Annotated in this window: 17 protein-coding genes; 6 read left to right on the top strand and 11 right to left on the bottom strand. The window is 70.9% G+C overall.

Annotated features, from left to right (window positions below; translation table 11 throughout):
• Positions 1–264 precede the first annotated feature (264 nt).
• The 5 genes from OG504_RS40880 to OG504_RS40860 form a co-directional block, all read right to left on the bottom strand.
• Complete coding sequence (locus tag OG504_RS40880; RefSeq protein ID WP_405994287.1) at positions 265–864, bottom strand: GTP-binding protein; 600 nt, start codon at positions 862–864, stop codon at positions 265–267.
• Positions 848–1,204 carry a DUF742 domain-containing protein gene (locus OG504_RS40875; protein ID WP_405994286.1) on the bottom strand — a complete coding sequence of 119 codons (357 nt, stop codon included), beginning with the start codon at positions 1,202–1,204 and terminating at the stop codon, positions 848–850. Before OG504_RS40875 ends, OG504_RS40880 begins: the two co-directional genes overlap by 17 nt.
• Positions 1,201–1,629 (bottom strand): roadblock/LC7 domain-containing protein, encoded by a 429-nt coding sequence (locus OG504_RS40870; protein WP_033286269.1) that lies wholly within the window; start codon positions 1,627–1,629, stop codon positions 1,201–1,203. Before OG504_RS40870 ends, OG504_RS40875 begins: the two co-directional genes overlap by 4 nt.
• Positions 1,626–3,887: a nitrate- and nitrite sensing domain-containing protein gene (locus tag OG504_RS40865; protein WP_405994285.1), complete on the bottom strand. Its 2,262-nt coding sequence runs from the start codon at positions 3,885–3,887 to the stop codon at positions 1,626–1,628. Before OG504_RS40865 ends, OG504_RS40870 begins: the two co-directional genes overlap by 4 nt.
• A 251-nt stretch (positions 3,888–4,138) precedes the next feature.
• Positions 4,139–5,326 (bottom strand): DUF5685 family protein, encoded by a 1,188-nt coding sequence (locus OG504_RS40860; RefSeq protein WP_405994284.1) that lies wholly within the window; start codon positions 5,324–5,326, stop codon positions 4,139–4,141.
• Between the two features lie 333 nt (positions 5,327–5,659).
• On the opposite strand from OG504_RS40860, the gene OG504_RS40855 reads away from it, so the two are divergent.
• Positions 5,660–6,100 carry a cell division protein SepF gene (locus OG504_RS40855; protein ID WP_019059292.1) on the top strand — a complete coding sequence of 147 codons (441 nt, stop codon included), beginning with the start codon at positions 5,660–5,662 and terminating at the stop codon, positions 6,098–6,100.
• Positions 6,101–6,157: 57 nt separating this feature from the next.
• On the opposite strand, the gene OG504_RS40850 is transcribed toward OG504_RS40855, so the two are convergent.
• Both OG504_RS40850 and OG504_RS40845 read right to left on the bottom strand, forming a co-directional pair.
• On the bottom strand, positions 6,158–7,348 hold the full coding sequence (locus OG504_RS40850) for an acyl-CoA dehydrogenase family protein (protein ID WP_405994283.1): 1,191 nt from the start codon (positions 7,346–7,348) through the stop codon (positions 6,158–6,160).
• A gap of 452 nt (positions 7,349–7,800) precedes the next feature.
• Positions 7,801–9,402, bottom strand: coding sequence for an MFS transporter (locus OG504_RS40845; RefSeq protein WP_405994282.1), 1,602 nt, complete (start codon positions 9,400–9,402; stop codon positions 7,801–7,803).
• A 260-nt stretch (positions 9,403–9,662) separates the two neighbouring features.
• On the opposite strand from OG504_RS40845, the gene OG504_RS40840 reads away from it, so the two are divergent.
• The gene (locus OG504_RS40840) at positions 9,663–10,859 is read left to right on the top strand and encodes a hypothetical protein (protein WP_405994281.1); all 1,197 of its coding nucleotides are present in this window, start codon (positions 9,663–9,665) and stop codon (positions 10,857–10,859) included.
• 259 nt (positions 10,860–11,118) lie between these two features.
• Positions 11,119–12,162, top strand: a complete 1,044-nt coding sequence (locus OG504_RS40835; protein WP_405994280.1) for a phosphatase PAP2 family protein — start codon at positions 11,119–11,121, stop codon at positions 12,160–12,162.
• Between the two features lie 100 nt (positions 12,163–12,262).
• On the opposite strand, the gene OG504_RS40830 is transcribed toward OG504_RS40835, so the two are convergent.
• The 4 genes from OG504_RS40830 to OG504_RS40815 form a co-directional block, all read right to left on the bottom strand.
• Positions 12,263–12,478: an I78 family peptidase inhibitor gene (locus OG504_RS40830; RefSeq protein WP_266767229.1), complete on the bottom strand. Its 216-nt coding sequence runs from the start codon at positions 12,476–12,478 to the stop codon at positions 12,263–12,265.
• A 261-nt stretch (positions 12,479–12,739) separates the two neighbouring features.
• Positions 12,740–13,741, bottom strand: a complete 1,002-nt coding sequence (locus OG504_RS40825) for a helix-turn-helix transcriptional regulator (protein ID WP_405994279.1) — start codon at positions 13,739–13,741, stop codon at positions 12,740–12,742.
• A 14-nt stretch (positions 13,742–13,755) separates the two neighbouring features.
• Entirely contained in the window at positions 13,756–15,051 is a 1,296-nt protein-coding gene (locus OG504_RS40820; protein WP_405994278.1) for an ABC transporter substrate-binding protein, read from the bottom strand.
• A complete protein-coding gene (locus tag OG504_RS40815) occupies positions 15,020–15,577 on the bottom strand; it encodes a hypothetical protein (protein ID WP_405994277.1) in 558 nt (185 codons plus the stop codon). Before OG504_RS40815 ends, OG504_RS40820 begins: the two co-directional genes overlap by 32 nt.
• 122 nt (positions 15,578–15,699) lie before the next feature.
• Between OG504_RS40815 and OG504_RS40810 the strand changes: the two genes are divergently transcribed.
• Genes OG504_RS40810 through OG504_RS40800 form a run of 3 tightly spaced genes read left to right on the top strand, consistent with a single transcriptional unit; the run spans position 15,700 to position 19,762 of the window.
• Positions 15,700–16,176, top strand: coding sequence for a hypothetical protein (locus OG504_RS40810; RefSeq protein ID WP_405994276.1), 477 nt, complete (start codon positions 15,700–15,702; stop codon positions 16,174–16,176).
• 8 nt (positions 16,177–16,184) lie between these two features.
• Positions 16,185–19,130 carry an ABC transporter permease subunit gene (locus tag OG504_RS40805; RefSeq protein WP_405996567.1) on the top strand — a complete coding sequence of 982 codons (2,946 nt, stop codon included), beginning with the start codon at positions 16,185–16,187 and terminating at the stop codon, positions 19,128–19,130.
• A complete protein-coding gene (locus OG504_RS40800; protein WP_405994275.1) occupies positions 19,127–19,762 on the top strand; it encodes an ATP-binding cassette domain-containing protein in 636 nt (211 codons plus the stop codon). Before OG504_RS40805 ends, OG504_RS40800 begins: the two co-directional genes overlap by 4 nt.
• Positions 19,763–19,779 lie beyond the last annotated feature (17 nt).

The following is a 19,779-nucleotide window of genomic DNA, read 5'->3' as shown; positions in this document are numbered from 1 at the left end:
CACTGTGAGCAGTACGTCTCATCTTGGTTGACGCCCCACCGGATGCCTGTTCCACTTGTCCCATGCATCCGCAGCAGTGGCTGGTCAAGCGCTCCCACATCGACCTCGGTCGAGTGTGGTCCTCTTCCTGTTGAGCTGACCCACTGCGCGTCCCGGTCGCCCGAGTCCTCCTCTGACCGTGCGCTTCACGTGTTCTCCCGCTCCACCCGTTCCGCCTTCACACACCCCTCCCCTCGGGTTCCGTCCGCACTTCCTCCACCGCGCCTACCGCGTCAGGGCGGCCGTACGCCGTCGTGGTGCCGCCCGGACCCCGATCACCCGGTCCATCAGCGCTCCCAGCACATCCCGTACGGAATCGCGGTTCCGCGCGTCGCACTCCAGCACCGGCACGTCCGCACCCAGCCCCAGCGCCTCCCGGACCTCGTCCACGTCGAACCGGTCCGCGCCGTCGAAGCGGTTCACCGCGAGGACGAAGGGCGCGCCCTGCGACTCGAAGTAGTCGACCGCCGGGAAGCAGTCCTCGATCCGCCGGGTGTCCACGAGGACGACCGTGCCGAGCGCGCCCTCCACCAGGTCGTCCCAGAGGAAGGAGAACCGGTCCTGCCCGGGCGTCCCGAACAGGTACAGCGCGATCGTCGGGTCGAGCGTGATCCGCCCGAAGTCGAGGGCGACGGTCGTGGTGGTCTTCGCCTCGACGCCCTCCAACGAGTCGACGCCGACGGAGACTTCGGTGATCGCCGCCTCCGTGTCGAGGGGTTCGATCTCCGAAATGGCCCCGATGAAGGTGGTCTTGCCGACCCCGAGGCCGCCGCTGACCACGATCTTCACGGCCAGCGGCACGATCTTGTCAGAGCGCCCGGACATGGTCCCTGATCCTTTCGAGCATCGGGAGCGGCAGCTCCGCGGGTTGTCGGCAGGCGAGTTGCCCGGCGACGACGAGGTCGGAGATCAGCACCTTGGCCACTCCGAGGGGTACGCCGACCCGGTGCGCCACCTCGGCGACGGTCGTCGGCTGTTCGCACACCGCGACGATGTGGCGCCGCTCGAAGGTGAGCGACGGATCCGGCACGCCGACGGCGACGACCAGCGTCTCCAGCCGCAGATCGGCCTGGAGAGGCTCGGACCGGCCGCCGGTGATGATGAACGGCCGGACGAACGTCGCGTCCTCGTCAGGTTCTACGTTCCTGGGCTGTTCACCGTTCACCGTGGCAACGCCTGCCGCAGATCGGCGATGAGCGTCGGGGTGAGCAGATCACCCGCCCGCTCCGCGAGCACCGCCATCTCGTAACCGACGAGGCCCAGTTCACCGCTGCTGTCGGCGAGGACACCGAGACAGCTGCCGTCCCTGATCGCCGAGACGAGCAGGAAACCCCGGCCCATCTCGATCATGATCAGCTTGACCCCGTCGAAGCTGTACCGCTTGGACGCGCTGCGGGCCAGACTGCTCAACCCCGAGACGATCGCGGCGAGATGGTCGGCCTCGGTGCGGCCGAGCCCGTCCGACACGGCGATCAGCAGCCCGTCGGAGGAGACGGCGACCGCGTCGCGTACGCCGTCGGTGCTCTTGACGAAGTTGGCGAGCAGCCAGTTGAAGGTCTGTGAGTCGTGCGGGGTGTCGACGGTGGTCACTTGGCGGCACCTTCATTCGTCTCGGCGTTCTTCGCCGCACTCTTCTCGGTCTTCTGCTGCTTCTCCTTCTCGACACTGATGCCGCCCCGCATGTGGGCGCTGCGCAGGGTGGAGAGCATCCCGGAGACCTGTTCAGGGGTCCGTTCCGGGTTGGGCGGTGTGGTGGGAGCGGGTCGGCCACTCCGGTCGGTCTCGCTCACCGCTGCCGCGATACCGCTGCGCTGCGGCCGCTTGACCAGGCCGTTGCGGGTGCGCGCGGCGGACGAACCGCCCTTGGCGGCGACCGGGGCGGCCACCGCTTCGGTCTCCTCGCTCTTCATCTCCTCCGTCTCCGCCTTCCTGGGTGCGGGAACCGCCGGCCCCGTCTCGACCGCCTTCTCCGTCAGCAGCCCCGCGGGGATCAGCACCCGGGCGACCACACCGGCCGCCGGTGCCTCGCCGAGCCGTACCTCGATGCCGCACTTGCGGGCGAGGGCGCCGACCACGAAGTGGCCCAGGAACCGGGTGGGTTCGGCCATGAAGCTGGCGGTGCCGGAGAGTCGTACGTTGGCCTCGGCGAGGGCCTGGTTGTCCATGCCGAAGCCGTGGTCGACGATCGCGACCAGATACCCGGCGCTGGTGCGCCGTCCCTCGATCTCCACGTCGGAGTCCGGCGGCGAGAAGCTCAGCGCGTTCTCCACCAACTCGGCCAGCAGATGGGCGATTTCGACGACCACGGAGCCGGTGACGAACGCGGGCTCGATGCGGCGCAGGGTGACCCGGCGGTACTCCTCGACCTCGGACAGCGCGGCGCGCAGCACGTCGTTGACGGCCAGCGGCGTGGACCAGGGGCGGGGGCTGGACTCTCCGGCGAGCACGAGGAGGCTTTCGGCGTTGCGGCGCATACGGGTGGCCAGGTGGTCGAGTTCGAAGAGGTTGGCGAGGGTCGCGGGGTCGGCGTCCTCGTGCTCCAGCTTGTTGATGAAGCTGATCTGACGGCGCACCAGGTTCTGGTTGCGACGCCCCAGGCTCACCAGGGAGTCGGTGGCGTTGCGCCGCAACACGGCCTGCTCGGTGGCGAGTTCGAAGGCGGACCGCTGCACCCGGTCGAACGCCTCGGCCACCTCCCGCACTTCGGCCCCCGCCTTGCCGGCGACGGCGAGCGGAGCGGGCGGCGTCGGCGCCGCCCCGGACGACCCGTCCTGTACGGCGGCCACGGCCTGCGGCAGCCGGCTGCCGGCCACCTCCCGTGCCTGCCGGGCGAGTTCGACGAGCGGTGTGGAGACGGACCGTACGCAGTCGAGGGCCAGCGCGGCGAGCGCGGCGACCGTGCCGAGGGCGAGCAGCAGGAACAGCAGCAGGTCGCGCTGGGCCGAACTCTCCAACTGGGCGGCCCTGTTCTCGACATCGGTGCCGAGGGAGATCTGTACGTTCCGCATCCCGTTGATGGTGGCGGTCGTCGAGTCCCACCAGGCCATGGGCGGGATCGCGCTCGACTTCAGCTTCCCGGTGCCGTGCACCGCCTTGCTCTCGTACGCCAGCGTGCGCTCGGCGTCGGGTGTGGTCAGGGCGGTGTTCAGCCGCCGCTCCTGCACGGCGGTGGCCGACCGCGGGAAGGCGTCGAGGGCGGCGAGGCGTCCGGCGCGGATCTCCATGAACCGGCTGTAGTCGTCGCCGCGGAACTTACCGGCGCGCACCGAGCCGAGCACGATGGCGCGCTCCTCGCCTGTGAACTCCTTGGCGTTGCCGAGGACTTGGAGCGCCTGGTAGGCGTCGCGCAGATTGCCGTCGTGGACGTCTTCGAGGCCGAGGTCGAGCCGGTCGAGGACGGTGATCGTGGTGGTGAAGTAGTCGAAGGTGTCCTTCACCACGCCGGTGCCGTCGTCGGCGTCCTTGCGGATGCCGGCGAGTCCGTCGAGCCGGCCGAGGGACTCGCGCACGGAACCGGCGGCCGAGTCCTCACGCCCCTTCAGGGCCACGTCCAACTGCTCGCGCGCGGCGTCGGTCGCCTTGCGCTGCGTGGGCAGCTTGGCGCTGAACTGCCGTACGCCACCGACGTATCCGGTGGTGAGCCCGCGCTCCTTCTGCAGCTCGTGCACGAGTCCCTGGAGGGTGATTTCCAGGCGGGCGTTGTCGGCGGTCGCGGAGGCGTTGCGATAGGCGGAGATCTGTTCGGCGGCCGCGATACCGAGCAGGGCGAGCAGGACCGCGAGGGCGAGGATCAGAATCCTCAGCAGCCTGGTGCGGATGCTGGTGGTCGCTTTTGTTGTGACGTCCACTGAAGTGCCTTAAGTGGGTGGCGAGTTGATCGGGTTCGATCAGGCTCGATCAGGGATCGAACCCGGGGCAGAAATGGTTCTGCTCCCGCCCAACGACACGCACGGCACACCGGTCACCGGATCATGTTTTTGTTTTACCACGCTGAAACAGGGAAGGCCCGACCTCGCAGGTCATCCATGATCCCCAAGTGCCGCGTATACAACGGCGGTGACGACCCGTCACAGTCAACTGGTCACGGCATCCGGCATATTCAGCAGTCGCAGCACGACAGACATTCACAACATTCGCAGCATTCGCACGCGTCACAGCACGAGCAGTCGCAACTGGAGCAGCATCCCTCGCGCCGCCGCCCCGACCACGGCCCCTCGAACTCGTCGGCGCAGCACACCTTGCAGGTGCAGCAGAGCCCGAGGGCTACGGCGCATCCGGCCCAGAAACCGCGCCTGTCGGGCCGCGGGGGCTCACCGCCGTAGGGATTGCCGTCGTGCCGCGGATCGCCCGGCAGGTACGGGGTCCGCGGCGGCCCGAAGGCACCCTGCGGCTCCGGCACGTGCCCATACCCGGCCCCGTGCCCGCACGACTGCGTGCCGAAGGCCCAGTCCACCGAGCGCCCCAGTTCGTGCGCGAGCAGCAGATGCGCGAGCTTGCCGTCCGTGAACTCCGCCTCGCGCAGCGCGAGCCGTATCCCGTGCAGCGCGTCGTCGGCGAGTCTCCGCGCCTCGGTGAGCGGGGTGCCGGTCGCCGTAAGGGGGTTCCAGGCGCCCGACGCGGCGTCGGACTCCTTGTCCTCCACGGCGTCCAGGAGATGCGCGAGCCGGCCGAAGAGGCGCCCGGCCTCGGCGAGCGGTACGGCGTTGCCGGACCGTCCGGCCAGGATCGCGGTGTGCGCGAAGGCGGCCGCCGTGGCGGTCTCGGTCGGTTCGGTGACGGTCAGGATCGGCGTGCCGAGTCCGGCCAGGGACTCGATGCCGAACTGCCGCTCCACGGCCTCGACGAGTACGGCGGCGTCGAACCCGACCGCCGAACCGGTGCGCGCCCCGGCCCGCCCCCAGCTCCCGGCGACCCGCCGCGCGGCCAGCGCCACCGGCCTGCGGGCCAGCAGCCCGTCCCCGTCGGCGACATGGTCACGCACCTTGGCCGAGGCGAGCACCAGCGAGACGGCCGCCGCGAGCCGCGCGCCCTCGCCCTGCGCGACGGACGCGGTCCGCATCCCGCGCAGCGGGCAGGGCCCGGCCGTACGACGCCATCCGCCGCCCGCGCGCTCGACCTGAGCCTCCGTCAAAACCGAGAGGATCAAACCGTCATAGTTCGTGACAACCCTCGCGAACTGCCCGTGGTCCCCGCGCAGCGCGAGACACAGCCCGCACAAATGCGCCATCCACTGGGTCTTGAGGTTCTCACCGAGTCTGTGACTGCAGGGCCGGACCATTCCGAACACGACAACCCCCCGTGGCGTGAACGACAACTGACTGGGCATCCGGAGATCGATATGGCATCTGACCGGGCGTTGAGCAGCCGCTTCGTATCGACCACCTCGTTCACCCGTACGCACCAGCCGTCACCCGGACGCCGAGAAGAATCATATTTCACTCTCAGTCAGCAGCCTTGTCCAGCAACACCCTTGATACACGGGGGCCCTCGACGTATTGGCTGTGCACCAGTAGCGTCACAAACCCCCCGCGCGGCGTCTATCCACTTGGCGCGCGATCCGCATCATGGATGACCATAGGGATGCGGAAAGCAAGTAAGACCGCTGTGAGAGGAGGCGTCCATGGGATCGGTACGCAAGGCGAGTGCTTGGCTTGGACTCGTTGACGACAACGATGACGAGCGCTACTACGACGACGACTACTCCGAAGGGACCGAGCAGCCCGGGGATGCCTGGGTCACGGATCCGCGGGTGAAGGTGGCGGAGGACGTCGCCGAGGTGAAGGGCCGACGGATCGGCACGGTCACCCCGGACAGCTTCCGCGACGCCCGCGCGATCGGCGAACTGTTCCGGGAAGGGGTTCCGGTGATCGTGAACCTCACGGCGATGGAGGCGACCGACGCCAAGCGCGTGGTCGACTTCGCGGCCGGCCTCACCTTCGGCCTGCGCGGCACGATCGAGCGGGTCGCGAACCGTGTCTTCCTGCTGACCCCCGCCAACACGGAGATCGTCAGCGGCGACCCCGCCGTGCGCCGTGAGGACGGGTTCTTCAACCAGAGCTGAGGCAGGGCCGCTCATCGGCCCTGCCTCCCGCAGGGTTGAACAGGGCTTCGGGTCTTCCTAGCGGAAGGCGTCGAGTCCGGTGAGCGCCTTGCCCAGCACGAGCTGGTGCATCTCGACGGTGCCCTCGTACGTGAGCACCGACTCCAGGTTCGTCGCGTGCCGCATCACCGGGTACTCCAGTGAGATCCCGTTGGCACCGAGGATCGTCCGTGCCGTACGACAGATCTCGATGGCCTCTCGTACGTTGTTCAGCTTGCCGAAGCTGACCTGCTCGGGACGCAGACGCCCGGCGTCCATGCGCCGCCCCAGGTGATGGGCGAGCAGAATCCCCTTGTGCAGTTCGACCGCCATGTCGGCGAGCTTGGCCTGGGTGAGCTGGAAGCCGCCGATGGGCCGCCCGAACTGCTCACGCGTCTTCGCGTACGCGAGCGCGGACTCGAAGGAAGCGCGCGCCGCGCCCATCGCACCCCACACGATTCCGTAACGAGCGTGCGACAGACAGCTGAGCGGACCCTTCAGTCCTACGACCTCCGGAAGCACGGCGTCGGCGGGCAACCGGACGTCGTCGAGGACGAGTTCGCTGGTGACGGATGCGCGGAGTGACCATTTGTGCTTGATCTCGGGCGCGGAGAAGCCGGCCGCGTCGGTCGGCACGACGAACCCGCGAATGCCGTCGTCGGTCTGCGCCCATACGACGGCGACGCCGGCCACCGACCCGTTGGTGATCCACATCTTGCGGCCGTTGAGGACCCAGTCGCCGCCGTCGCGCTTGGCGTAGGTGCGCATGCCGGCGGGGTCGGAACCGTGGTCGGGTTCGGTGAGCCCGAAGCAGCCGATGACGTCGCCGGAGGCCATGCGGGGCAGCCATGCCTGCTTCTGCTCTTCGCTCCCGAAGCGGTGGATGGCGTACATCGCGAGGGATCCCTGCACCGACACGAGCGACCTGATCCCGGAGTCCGCGGCCTCCAACTCCAGGCAGGCGAGCCCGTATTGGACGGCGGAGGCTCCGGCACAGCCGTATCCGCTGAGCGACATCCCGAGCGCCCCGATGCCACCGAGTTCGCGGGCGAGCTCCCTGATCCCGGGCAACTCCCCCTGCTCGTACCACTCCGCGACGTACGGCAGTACCCGGTCCGCGGCCCACGCCCGGACGGTGTCCCGGATCGCGAGGTCCTCGGGGTCGAGCAGGTCGTCGATGCCGAGGGGGTCGGCGGGGTCGAAGGGGGGCAACTTCGGGGACGCAGCCATGACACAGCCTCCGGCACTAAAACTATCACCGCTAGTTAGACCAACGGCCCCGACGTTACGACCCCCGGTGTCACGAGTCCAGCGCGCCGAGCCTTACCAGACTTTTCCCACCCGCCCACCCGTGCAAGGCGCCAACACGTGACCGTCTGCCGCGGGGGCTGAGCACCGCGGGCGGCAACCGCGCCATCCCCCGACCCGCCGACCCGCCGACCCGCCGACCCGCCGACCCGCCGACCCGCCGACCCGCCGACCCGCCGACCCGCCGACCCGCCGACCCGCCGACCCGCCGACCCGCCGACCCGCCGACCCGCCGACCCGCCGACCCGCACCCGCACCCGCACCCGCACCCGCACCCGCACCCGCACCCGCCAACGGTGGGGCGGTCCCACAGGACACGTTCACCTCTTGGTTGCCCGTAAACGGGTGGTGCGTGGGTGGGAGAGCGTCTTGGGTCAGGCGGAGACGCGGGAGTCTGCTACTTCCCTGGGGGCGGGGACCGTGGCCAGAGGTGCCTCGCACTGCATCACTCGGGGCAGGCGCAATGCCATCACCGCGCCCAGCAGCAGCAACCCCGCACTGACGAGCAACGTGACATGCAGGCCGTGGACGAAGGCGTGCCGGGCCACGTCGCGCAGGGCGGCGCCACGCGCCCCGCCGAGACGCCCGGCGACGTCGTAGGCCTCGCCCAGCGAATGCCCCGCGGACGCCGACGCGGACGCCGGTACACCGGGAACGGACGACAGCCCGGGCGCGTACGCCGCGTTCATCACGCTGCCGAGGAGCGCGATGCCGATGCCCGCGCCGAGTTGGTAGGAGGTCTCGCCTATGGCCGCCGCGCCACCCGCCTGGGCCGGCGGCGCCTCGCTCAGCATCGACTCGTACGCCCCGAAGAGCGTCATCTCCAGTCCGAACCCCAGCAGCAGGAACCCGAAGAGCAACAACCCCGTGTTGTCCCGCTCGCCCATCGCGGTCAGCGTCAGCACCGAGAACGCGGTCAGACAGAACCCGAAGCACACCATCCGGCGCGGGCCGAATCGCCTTAGCATCCGCGCCCCGAACAACCCCGCAGCCATCGCCGCGAACGTCAGCGGCAGCAGCCGTAGACCCGTCTGGAGGGGGGACAACCCCAACACCAGTTGCAGGTATTGCGCCGCGATCAGCTCCAGGCCCACCAGTGCCAGCATCGCCAGCACGATGCAGCCGACCGACGTGCTGAACGCCGGCCTGCGGAACATCTTCAGGTCCACCAGCGGATGCGTACGGCGCCGTTGCCGTCGTACGAAAAGAACCAGCAGCACCGCGCCCACGAGCAGCGGAGCCACCGTCCAGCCGCTCTCCACGGGCTCCCCGCCACCGAGCCGCTTCACGCCGAAGACGACGCCGAAGAGACCGCCCGCGGCCATGAGCGCGCCGACGACGTCCCACGGGCCGTTGCGATCACCCCGGGACTCGGGGAGCAGGAGCCGGCCGATCGGGAGGCTGATCAGCATCAGGGGGATGTTGACGAGGAAGACCGAGCCCCACCAGAAGTGTTCGAGAAGGAAGCCGCCGAGCAGCGGGCCGACCGCCGCGCCCACCGCCGCCACCGCGCTCCACACGCCGATCGCCACCGCCCGCTCACGCCGGTCGGGGAAGACCTGGCGGAGGATCGACAGCGTGGCCGGCATGATCATCGCGCCGCCGACGCCGAGCAGGGCGCGCGCGAGGATCAGGACCTGGGCGTCATGCGCGAGGGCGGCCAGCCCGGAGGCGACGCCGAAGAGGCCGTAGCCGAGAAGGAGGATCCGCCTGCGGCCCACTCTGTCGCCGAGCGTGCCGAAGAGGATGAGGAGCGAGGCGCAGACCAGCGGATAGACGTCGACGATCCAGAGCAGCTCTATCGCACCGGGCTTGAGGTCCTCGGTGACGGCGGGCACCGCGACATGGAGGACGGTGGCGTCGAGCGCGACGAGAAGCAGGCTGACGCAGAGGACGACGAGGACGACCCAGCGGTTGGCACCGGCCCCGGCCGCCCGACGGCGCAGCGCTGCGGCAGCCATGGTCGTCCCGGACATGTACTACCTCCCAGATGTTCCCTCGCGTTCGGCGGGGCTCACGGGGTGGGGACTCCCCGTGACTGCGGCCGGAGAGGAGCGGTGTCTCCGACCCGCGCAACGAAGGCGAGTGAGCCGTCAGCGTACGCGAGTTCACGCCAATGCCACGTGGCGGACCTCTCACACTCCCCGGAGAACACGTGTGGCGTACACCACTCGCCCTTCTGTGGACCACGCCCCGCCGGGCCTGCCGGTTCCGCGCCCCCTCGATAATCGGGTCCGTGAACGATCTCGCAGCACCTCTGCGCCGGGCGGCCCCGGCCCTCATCGGGTACGCCGCCGTCCGCACCCTGAGCCTGGTGGTGCTCGCGGTGTGGAGCGCGGCGCGCGGCAAGAGCGCCCACACCTTGCTGACGGCGCGGTGGGACGCCCTCTGGTACACGCGGGTCGCCGACCTCGGTTACGGCTACGAGGTCCGCCTCCCGAACGGCGACGTCCACTCGAACCTCGCCTTCTTCCCGCTGTTGCCCTGGCTGGAAAGGTTCATGCACGCGGTGTCCCCGCTGTCGTACGCGGACGGCGGTCTCGTGGTGAGCCTCGTTGCCTCGCTCGCGGCGGCCTGGGGGATCTTCGCGGTCACGGAACACGTCTACGGCCGTCGCGTGGGCGTGTGTGCCGTACTGCTGTGGGCTGTACTCCCGGTCGGGATCGTGCAGTCGATGGCGTACAGCGAGTCGCTCTTCACCGCACTCGCCGCGTGGTCCCTGTACGCCGTGCTGACGGGCCGCTGGCTGACGGCGGGCACGCTGGCGCTGCTGGCCGGGCTGACGCGGCCCGTGGGGCTCGCGGTCGTCGCGGCGGTGTGGGTCGCGGGCATCACGTCGTTCACCGGATTCGCCTCGCGGTTCACCGGATTCGCCTCGCGCGCGGGGTCCTCTTCCGTGCACGACCGCAGCACGGCGCCCGCGCCCGGCGCGCGGGTCTGGTCGCGCGCCCTCGGGATGGTGCTCGCGCCCCTGGGCGCCGCCGGGTACGTCCTGTGGGTCGGCCATCGCACCGGCAAGGGTCCGCTGGGCTATCTCGACGTGCAGGCGGGCTGGCGCAACGGTTTCGACGGGGGTGCGGCCTTCGCCCGTTTCGTCGGCGAGAAGTTCACGTCGTTCCCCTCGGCCCTGGCCGGGGTGGGACTGATCGTCGGAGTCGGGCTGGTGCTCTGGCTGTACGTCGTGGGCGTCCGGCAGGGCCAGCCGCTTCCGCTCCTGGTGTACACAGGCGTCGTCACCGCGCTCGCGCTGTGCGCGTCGAGCTACTTCGGCTCGAAACCGCGCCTGCTGATGCCCGCCTTCCCCCTGCTGCTCCCCCTCGCGCTCGCCCTGGCCCGGCTGCGTACATCCAGGTCAGCGTGGGTGGTGGGCGGTGTCGCGGTGGCATCGGCGGTGTACGGGGCGTTCTGGCTGAACGGCTCCGGTCCGCCATGATCCACTCATCTCGGCCCATGATCCACTCGTCACGCTCCATGAGCGCCCGGCCAATTCCCCCCCATCATTTGGTGAACTAATTCATAAGGGCCATAAAACTCGACCCCGGCATGATCAAAGGAATTGAAGGACGGAGCCGTCCGGGATTGCGGAATCCTCGGAAATAAACCTGCTCCTGAGAGCTTTCCCACATCACATCGTCATCACAAAGCCGCTGATTCGCCGGGGATCCACACTCACTCGCTGTAACGTCGATTGAGTGCGTACCGAACGAAACCTCACCCGTCTGGACCGGGTGTTCGCGAGGCTGGACCGTGAACCCGAACGGCCGGCCAACATCGATGTGCCGAAGATGAGCCGGCACAGGGTCGTGCTCTTCGCGGCGACCCTGGCCTTCTATCTGGCGATCGTGTGGCTCGTCGTGACCACGTCCTGGCTGGTCCGGTTCGACTGGCAGGTCATGTTCTTCCGGCCGTACCAGCAGTGGGCCGGCATCCACTGGTTCGTCGACTACTACGTGGTCCTCGGCCAGCGCGGCCCCACCGCGGTGATGGTCGCGGCCTGGCTGGGCTGGCGCTCCTGGCGGCAGCACACGCTGCGCCCGCTGCTGACCCTGGGCACCCTGCTGCTGCTGCTGAACATCACGGTCGGCGCGGCCAAGCTCGGCATGGGCCGTCTCGGCCCGCACTACGCCACCGTCATCGGCTCGAACGAGATGGGTCTGGGCGGCGATATATTTCCCAGCGGCCACACCGCCAACGCGGTCGTGACCTGGGGAATCCTGGCGTATCTGGCCTCCACGCCGGCCGCCCGCCGCTGGCTGTCCGCCGCGTCCGCGGTGACCTCGCTCGGCGTCGGTCTCGCCACGGTCTACCTCGGCACGCACTGGCTGAGCGATGTGCTGCTCGGCTGGGCCGCCGGTCTGCTGGTCCTGCTCGCCCTCCCGTGGTGCGAGCCGCTGATCGCCCTGGCGGAGACCCGGATCTTCGACCTGCGCGACCGCTGGCGTGCCCGTCGCGGCGATACGGCACCCGCGCCCGCACCCGCCTCCCCGGTCACCGCGCCGGTGCTGCTCAAGCCGCGCGCCTCCTCCTCGGGCGACGAGGTCCCCGCGGCCCGCGAGACGGTCACCGCGAGCCGTACGGCCCGGCCACCCGCCCATCTAGCCCCGGGCCCGCACACGACCCGCTCGGAGCGCACCCCGGTCACCCCGATCGGCAGCCGCCGCCCGCCGCACCCCGACCGCGTGGCTCGCGGCACCGCCCCGGCCACGGCCACGGCCCGTCCGGCGACAGGCGGCTGACCCCCGTCCCAGGCCGCGGGGCCGGTACGCACAACCATCCCCGCGCATCAAGAAGGCCCCGGTTCCGCCAGCGGAACCGGGGCCTTCGTCACGTCCGCGCTCAGCCCTTCCAGGCGCGCGCCACCGTGCCGTCCTTGACCTCGAAGTTGAGCCGTCCCACGCGGAACTCCATGGTGATGATCGCCCCCGGCGGCAGCGACCGCACGGTCGGCCAGCCGCGCTCCCGCGCGAGCCGCTCGGCCTCTGTGGCGTCGAGGCCCACATAGCTGTTCGGACTGTCCTGGGGCTCTGCCGGTGGAGTCGGAATGGATGCCATGCCCGCCACGCTAGCCCCTCTTGCGCTCTCTCCGTCCCTCTCCGGTCACACTTCTGTCACAGGATCAGGACGTGTGTTTTGTTCTGCATCCCTCACACGTATGAGCGGTTCCGTACGCCTTCCGCAGGCATTCGAACGTAATTCCCGCATGTCGGTCCGGCTCCCCGAATAGCCCCGCGGAAAGTGGCGCGAGAACCGGCCGGGTGCCCCTTTCCATTCCGATTCCGTGCGCTACGGCGGGAGCTGACGCCGCATAAGAGTTCACCGTTTCAGCACAGAATCGCCGTCGGCTCCCGGGCCGTGCCGGTCCAGCGCGCGGGACAGCCGGTCCCGGGCCGTCCTGATCCTCTCGGTCAGCTCGACGGGCTCCAGGACCTCGAAGTCGAAGCCCATCATCATCACGTGGATCACCATCAGGTCGAGGTTCGGGGCCCCGGTCCGCAGCAGACAGGCGTCCGGTCCGTCGGCCTCCAGCGTCCCGCCGGACGGTGAGATCCGTTCGGCCGCCTCCTGGAGGGGCACGAGCAGCCGGACGACGGCGTGCGAGGCGTACGCGCGCGTGGAGACCCCTTTCGACACGTGCGCGGCGAGGTCCTCGGCCGGTGGCTCGCGCGGGGTGAAGCGCGGCCCGTGCGGCGGCCTGGGCGTGATGCGGTCGACGCGGAAGGTGCGCCAGTCCTCGCGGTCCAGGTCCCAGGCGACGAGGTACCAGCGCCGCTCGGTGCACACCAGGCGGTGCGGTTCGACACTGCGGCGGGTCGGGGTGCCGTCGTGGCTCTCGTAGTCGAAGCGCAGCCGCTCGGCGTCCCGACACAGGGCGGCCAGCTCGGTCAGCACGGCCGGGTCGACGGCGGACGGCAGCGTGTTGTGCAGCATCGGCACGGTGAACGCGTTGAGGGCGCCCACCCGGCGGCGCAACCGGCTCGGCAGCACCTGTTCGAGCTTCGTGAGGGCGCGTACGGAGGTCTCACCGATGCCCTCGATGCCCTGCCCGGCGGCGGTACGCAGCCCGACCGCCACGGCGACCGCCTCGTCGTCGTCCAGCAGCAACGGCGGCAACTCGGCGCCCGCGCCCAGCTGGTAGCCGCCGCCCGTGCCAGGACTGGCGTTGACCGGATACCCCAGCTCCCGCAGCCGGTCCACATCCCGGCGCACCGTACGTGGGGTGACCCCGAGCCGGTCGGCCAGGTCGGCGCCGGACCACTCGCGGTGGGCCTGGAGCAGCGAGAGCAGACGCAGGAGTCGTGCCGAGGTCTCCAACATGGTCGAAGTCTCTATCAAGGGCGGTACGCCAGTTGCGGCACGTCGAAACAGGTGCTGTTCATGTCCCCTTGCGGGACCCACCCCCTGCCGTCCTGCCAGCGGGCCACGGACAGACAGGTCCTACGCGTCTTCGGCGGTTCGGCGAGCCGCTCGAAGGAGACCGGAACCAACAGCCCGCCTGCGGTGTAGTTCTCGCTCCGGTTCATGAAGCCGTCGACGCACGCGCGCGTGACGCCCGTTTTCGTGCACGCCCGCGCCGCGTCCGTGAACCACATCGCCGCCGCCCACCCCTCCAACTGCCACTGGGAATGCGTCTTCAGCCCCTTCGTCGCATCCCTGAAGTCCCGTACGGCCGCCTGCGAGGTGTCGTCGAAGTCGCGGCTGGACCCGGTCGCCCACAGGGCGTTGCGGCAGCGCGGGGAGTTCTTGTAGTCCTCCGGGACGGTGGATGTCCAGTTCTGGACGTTCGTCACCTTGGCGATGACCTTGACGCCGACCTGGTCCATCGCCTCGCACAGTTGGGCGTTCCCGTGCGTGTCGATGGCGTCGAAGACCAGGTCGGCACCCTGCTGCTTCAAGTCGGCCGCCACGGCACGGAAGTTGGGCAGCGCGAAGTCGACCTGCTCGGTGACGACCTTGTACCCCTCGGCCTTCAGCCCCTGCTCGACGAGCCGGGCGTAGGCGGCGGACGCGGCCTGGTTGTACGACACGACGGCGGCGGTACGGGCGCCCCGCTCGCGCTTGAAGTACCGGTAGACCTCCGTACCGCCGTACGACTGCCCGCCCCAGCCCGGTGTCCCGGCGCGGGGCGCGAGGCTGCCGTAGATGCCGTACAGGTGCGGGTACGTGTCGTAGGCGGACCCGATGGGCTGGCCGCCGATGTCGGGCACACGCGCGTGGGAGACGCGAGAGGCGCCCGCGTAGTCGAGGGCGGTGGTGGCGACCAGGGCGACGACCTTGTCCTCGTCGATGAGTCGGTGCACGCACGCGTTGTTGCCGACCCCGCTGCCGCCGTCGTCGCACAGCCGCACCTCGACCGGGTGCCCGTCGATGCCCCCGCGCGCGTCGAGGCGGTCGAAGTACGCCTTGGCGCCGTCGCGGGGGCCGGTGAAGGTGTCGCCGCCGACCGGGCTGGTCGCGCTGGTGATGATGCCGACCCGGATCGGAGTGCCGTTACCGGGCGCGGGCGTACGGGAGTTGCCGTGCTCGAAGTCGCTCTCCGGGAGGCGGCTGCCGCAGGCCGTGCCCCCGAGGAGCAGCAGCACCGCGACAGCGGCCTCAGCAGCCCGCCCCGGGCGACTGCGAGGCATCGCCGCTCAACGCCACCAGCGCGCACAGGGTGTTGACGGACACCTTCCAGGTGCCGCCCTGTTGGACGCTCGTCCCGGAGGCGTTCGGGAGAGCGGTGGCGCCGTTCAGGGTGAGGCTGTAGGTCACGGTCGCCTGGGTCGCCGACGTGAACTCGACCTTCTGGACGACTGCTTGGACCTGGCCGCCGCGCTTGTCGCCGCTGAAGGCCTTCAGGACCGGGCCCATCCTGTCGCCGTTCTCCAGGACGGCCTGTTTGTCCGCGCTGGAGCCGGCCGGGTCGAAGAACTTCTTCCAGTTGGCCTTGATCTGCGTCGTCGCGGCGGCCGGGTCGGCGGGCGCGGTCGCCGGTGCGCTCGTCGTCTGCTCGACGGACGGTGTGGGCGGTGAGGCGCTGTCGCTCCCGCCGCCGCTGTCGTCGCTGCAGGCCGCGAGTACCGGACCGAGCACGAGCACCATGGCCGCCGTGACCACCGTGCCCCGCACGCGCCTTGTGTTCCTTCGCCTGAGGTCGCTCCCGAGAACCATGTGGCTCACCGCCGGGTGTCGTTCCGGGCCGTGCTCGCCCGGTGTTTTCAGGTCAGGTGTCAGAAGGCATAGTGCAAGCCATTGGCCGGCATGGACAGACACACGACATGTGGGGGCCGTAAATGCGGACAGCCCGACTGCGGACCGTGCACCCCGCCCTGTGGGCCGGCTGGGCCGCGCTCGCCGCGGGCGCGGTCCTGTGCGTGATCGGCTGGTACGGCATCTCCGGCGAGCGCTACGCGGAACGCCAACTCCCCTACCTGGCCTCCTGCACGATCCCCGGCGCCGCCCTGATCGTCGCCGCCGCGATCCTGCTCACCCACGGCCGCAGCGCCCTCGCCGCCGCCCGCGTGGAGGAGCTGTACGCCCTTCTCGTGGCCGCCGAACCCGCCGACGCCGAGGAGTCCGCGCGGGCCGCCGCAGCGCCCGTGGCGGTCAGCGGGGACCTGCTGATGGTGCCGGGCGGCACGCTCTGGCACCGCGCGGACTGCCCGTTGGTCGCCGGGAAGCCGGAGGCGGTGCCGGTGGACTCGAAGCTCGTGGCGAACGGCGAGTTGAGCCCCTGCCCGATCTGCGAACCCGCCGAAGCCGACGACTGATGGCCTTGATGTCGGCCTTCACCTACGACCTCACCCTCGCCGGCCTGTCCATCGGCAGCGCCGCCGCGCTCACCGGGATCGGCCTGATCGTGACGTACCGGGCGACCGGCGTCCTCAACTTCGCGCACGGTGCGATCGCGATGGTGTGCGCGTATGTGCTGCGGCAGTGCGTGGTCGGGTGGGGCTGGCCGCTGTGGCTCGGTTCGATGGTGACCCTGCTCTTCCTGGCGCCGGGCATCGGAGTGGCCCTGGAACGGTTCGTCTTCCGCCCGTTGGCGGTCCTCGGCGGCGATCCGGCGCAGACCCTGGTCGCGTCCATCGGGGTGTTCGTGCTGCTGGTCGGCGGGGCCGCGCTGGTGTGGGGGCAGGGGGCGCGGGACGACGCGCCGGAACTGGTGTCGGCCGATCCCTGGGGGCAGTTGGCGGTGGTGCTCGTACTGGCCACCGGAGTTGGGGCGGTCATCCGGTGGACGCGGTTCGGGCGGGAGCTGCGGGCTGTCGTGGACGACCGCCAACTCGCGGTACTGGGTGGGGTGGACGCGGACCGGGTGGCTTCGGCGGGCTGGGCGTTCGGGTCCTTCACGGCAGGCCTGACGGGCGTGCTCCTCGCGCCGTCCGTGCGCCTGGACCCGTACGGTCTGCCGCTGCTCGTCATGGAGGTGGTGGCGGTCGCGGTGGCCGCGCGGATGCGGAGTCTGCCGGTCGCCGTGGTGGTGGCGTTGGGGATCGGGGTCGGGCAGAGCCAGTTGACGCGGTTTCATCTGCCGGGCTGGGAGGGCGAGTTGCTGCAGGCGGCGGACGCGAACCTGTTCGTGGTCGCCCTGTTGGTCGCGGCGCTGGCGCTGCCCGGTCTCGGCTCCCGGGACGCCCTCCCGCGTACGGCGACGGCCCGCGTGGCGACACCTCCCGGTGCCTGGATCGTGGCCGGGGTGCTGTTCCTCCTCCCCCTCGGCTTCGCGGGCTCGGACCTGCACACCTCGGTCCAAGTCCCGGCACTGGGCGTGGTGTTGCTGTCCCTGGTGGTGGTCACCGGACGCGGCGGCCAACTCGCGCTGGGACAGGCGGCGTACGCGGGCCTGGGTGCCCTGTTCACGGCCCTGCTGGCGGCGGGCCGCTTCCCGCTCCTCCCCCGCCTCCCGGAACTGGCCGCGCTCGCGGTGGCCGTCCTCCTCGTCGCTCCCCTGGGCCTGTTGACCGGCTGGCCCGCGATCAGCCGCCACGGCCTGTCCCTCGCCCTCGCGACCTTCGCGGTCGGCGTCGGGGTGAGCCGCTTCGTCTTCGCCCAGCCGTACGCCACGTCGGGCCTGTCACTGACCCGCCCGTCGGGCTTCGACGGCGACCGCGCGTACTACGTCCTCGAACTCGCGCTCCTGGCAACCGCGTTACTGACCGCCCACGCCCTGCGCCGAGGCCGCACGGGCCGCGCCCTCGCCGCCCTCCGCGACCACGAACAGGGCGCGTCCGCATCGGGCGTCCAGGTCCCGTCCCTGAAACTCCTGGCCTTCGTCGCGGGTGCCGCCCTGGCCGCCCTGGGCGGCGGCATGCTCGGCATGGGCGTCCGCGCCTTCGACCCCTCGGCCTACGACCCCGTCCGGGGGTTGTTGTGGTTCGCCGCGGTGGTCGTCCTGGGCGCCGACAGCACACTGGGCGCGCTGGCGGCCGCTGCCCTGCTGGTCGGGCTGGACGCGGGGGCGCGCGGCGGGGTGGCGGCGGCACTGATCGGCGTGTTGGCGGTGTGCGTAGGACGGTTTCCCGGGGGGCCGTACGAGGCGTTGCGGACGGTGGCGGGGCGTCTGCGACCTCAACGACGGGCACGGCTCACGGCGTTGGGGGTGAGGGCACGGCGGAAGCTGCGGGCGGTGAGCGTGCCGGGGCCAGCGGTACAGACAGTACGGGCGGGCTCAACGGCGGGTGTGCGCGCGGGTGTTGCGCGCCAGGCGGAGCCCGATGCCGGGCGAACGTCTGGAGCACGGAGTCTGCGGGGGCGCGCGCCCGGGTCCGGACAGCGTGGCGAATCGGGAGCAAATACACCTGCCCACAAGGGTGTTGAACGCCCAGCCCAGCCCGACGCCGGGTCAGGACACGCCACCGAACCCGGGCAGCGGAGCAACCCGGCGGAACCAACACCCCGGGACCCCGCACCCGCCACACCCATCGAAAACGCGCACCCGCCCCACAAGGCGCCCCCACCCAGGCCCACTCCCACGTCCGGACCGGCCCTCCTCCCCCGACCACGCACCACCTCCCCCCTCCTCACCGCCCACACCCTGCACGCCCGCTACGGTGGCTTCACCGCGCTGGACGGGGTCGATCTCGTCGTGCGGGCCGGGCAGGTCACCGCCGTCGTGGGGCCCAACGGGGCCGGAAAAAGCACCCTGTTCCACTGTCTGGCCGGGACCGTGCGGCCCGCGCGGGGGCAGGTCCGGCTCGGGGGGCGGGACATCACGAGGCTGGCCGCGCACGCCCGCACCCGGCTCGGGATCGCCCGGACCTTTCAACAGCTCGCCGTGTTCCCCTCGTTGACCGTCGCGGAGAACGTGCGCGTGGGTGCCGAACAGGGCCGGGTCACCGAACCCGGCGCCGTGGAGCGGGCGTTGCGGCTGTTCGGGCTGGACGGGGACGTACGGTCGCTGCCCGCCGCCGACCTGCCCACCGGGACGTTGCGCCGGGTCGAGTTGGCGCGGGCGTTCGCCGGCGGCCCCCGCGTGCTGCTGCTCGACGAGCCCGCCGCCGGACTCGACACCGCCGAAGTGACCGCGCTGACCCTGGTGTTGAGGGCGCTGGCCGCCGAGGGCATCGCCCTCCTCGTCGTCGAGCACGACCTCGACCTGGTCGCCGACCTCGCCGACGTGGTCCATGTGATGGCCGCGGGCCGCATCGTCTCCTCCGGCCCGCCCGATCGCGTTCTCGACGCACCCGGCACACACGAGGCCACCCGGGAGACCCCCGCATGACCATCGCCCTGCGCCACGCGCGCGTGCGCTACGGCCCCCTCGAAGCCCTGCACGGCGTCACCCTCGCGGCCCCCGCCCACGGACTCACCGTCCTGCTGGGCCGCAACGGCTCCGGCCGTACAACTGCCCTGCGCGCCCTAGCCGGTACGGTCGCGCTGTCGGGCGGCGCGGTGGTGTGGGACGGCGCCGAGGTGACCCGTATGCCCGCGTACGAACGGGCCCGCCGGGGACTGTGCCTGGTGCCGGAACGGCGGGCCGTGTTCGGGTCCCTCACCGTCCACGAGAACCTCGAACTCGCCTCGCGGGACTACGCTGTTGCCCTCGACGCGTATCCGCAACTGGGCCCCCTGCTCCCCCGCCGGGCCGGCACCCTCTCCGGCGGCGAGCAGCGGATGCTGGCGCTCTCCCGGGCCCTGCTGGCACGCGCGCGTGTCGTGCTCGTCGACGAACCGGCGCAGGGCATGTCGCCCGCGGTCGCGGCGCACACGTACGAACTGCTGGGCGGGCTGGACGCGTGCGTGGTCGTGGCCGAGCAACGGCTGCCGCCGGTGCTGCGCGGCCGGGCGGCGATCGTGTACGAACTGCGGCGCGGGACCGTCGTGTTCAGCGGCGAGGCGGCCGAACTGGAGTGACGGGCGCGCCCCCGCCC

The sequence above is a fragment of the Streptomyces sp. NBC_00986 genome (assembly GCF_045162565.1).
GTDB lineage: Bacteria > Actinomycetota > Actinomycetes > Streptomycetales > Streptomycetaceae > Streptomyces.
Note: the sequence above shows the minus strand (reverse complement) of the source record. Positions and strands in the feature narration are given on the sequence as shown.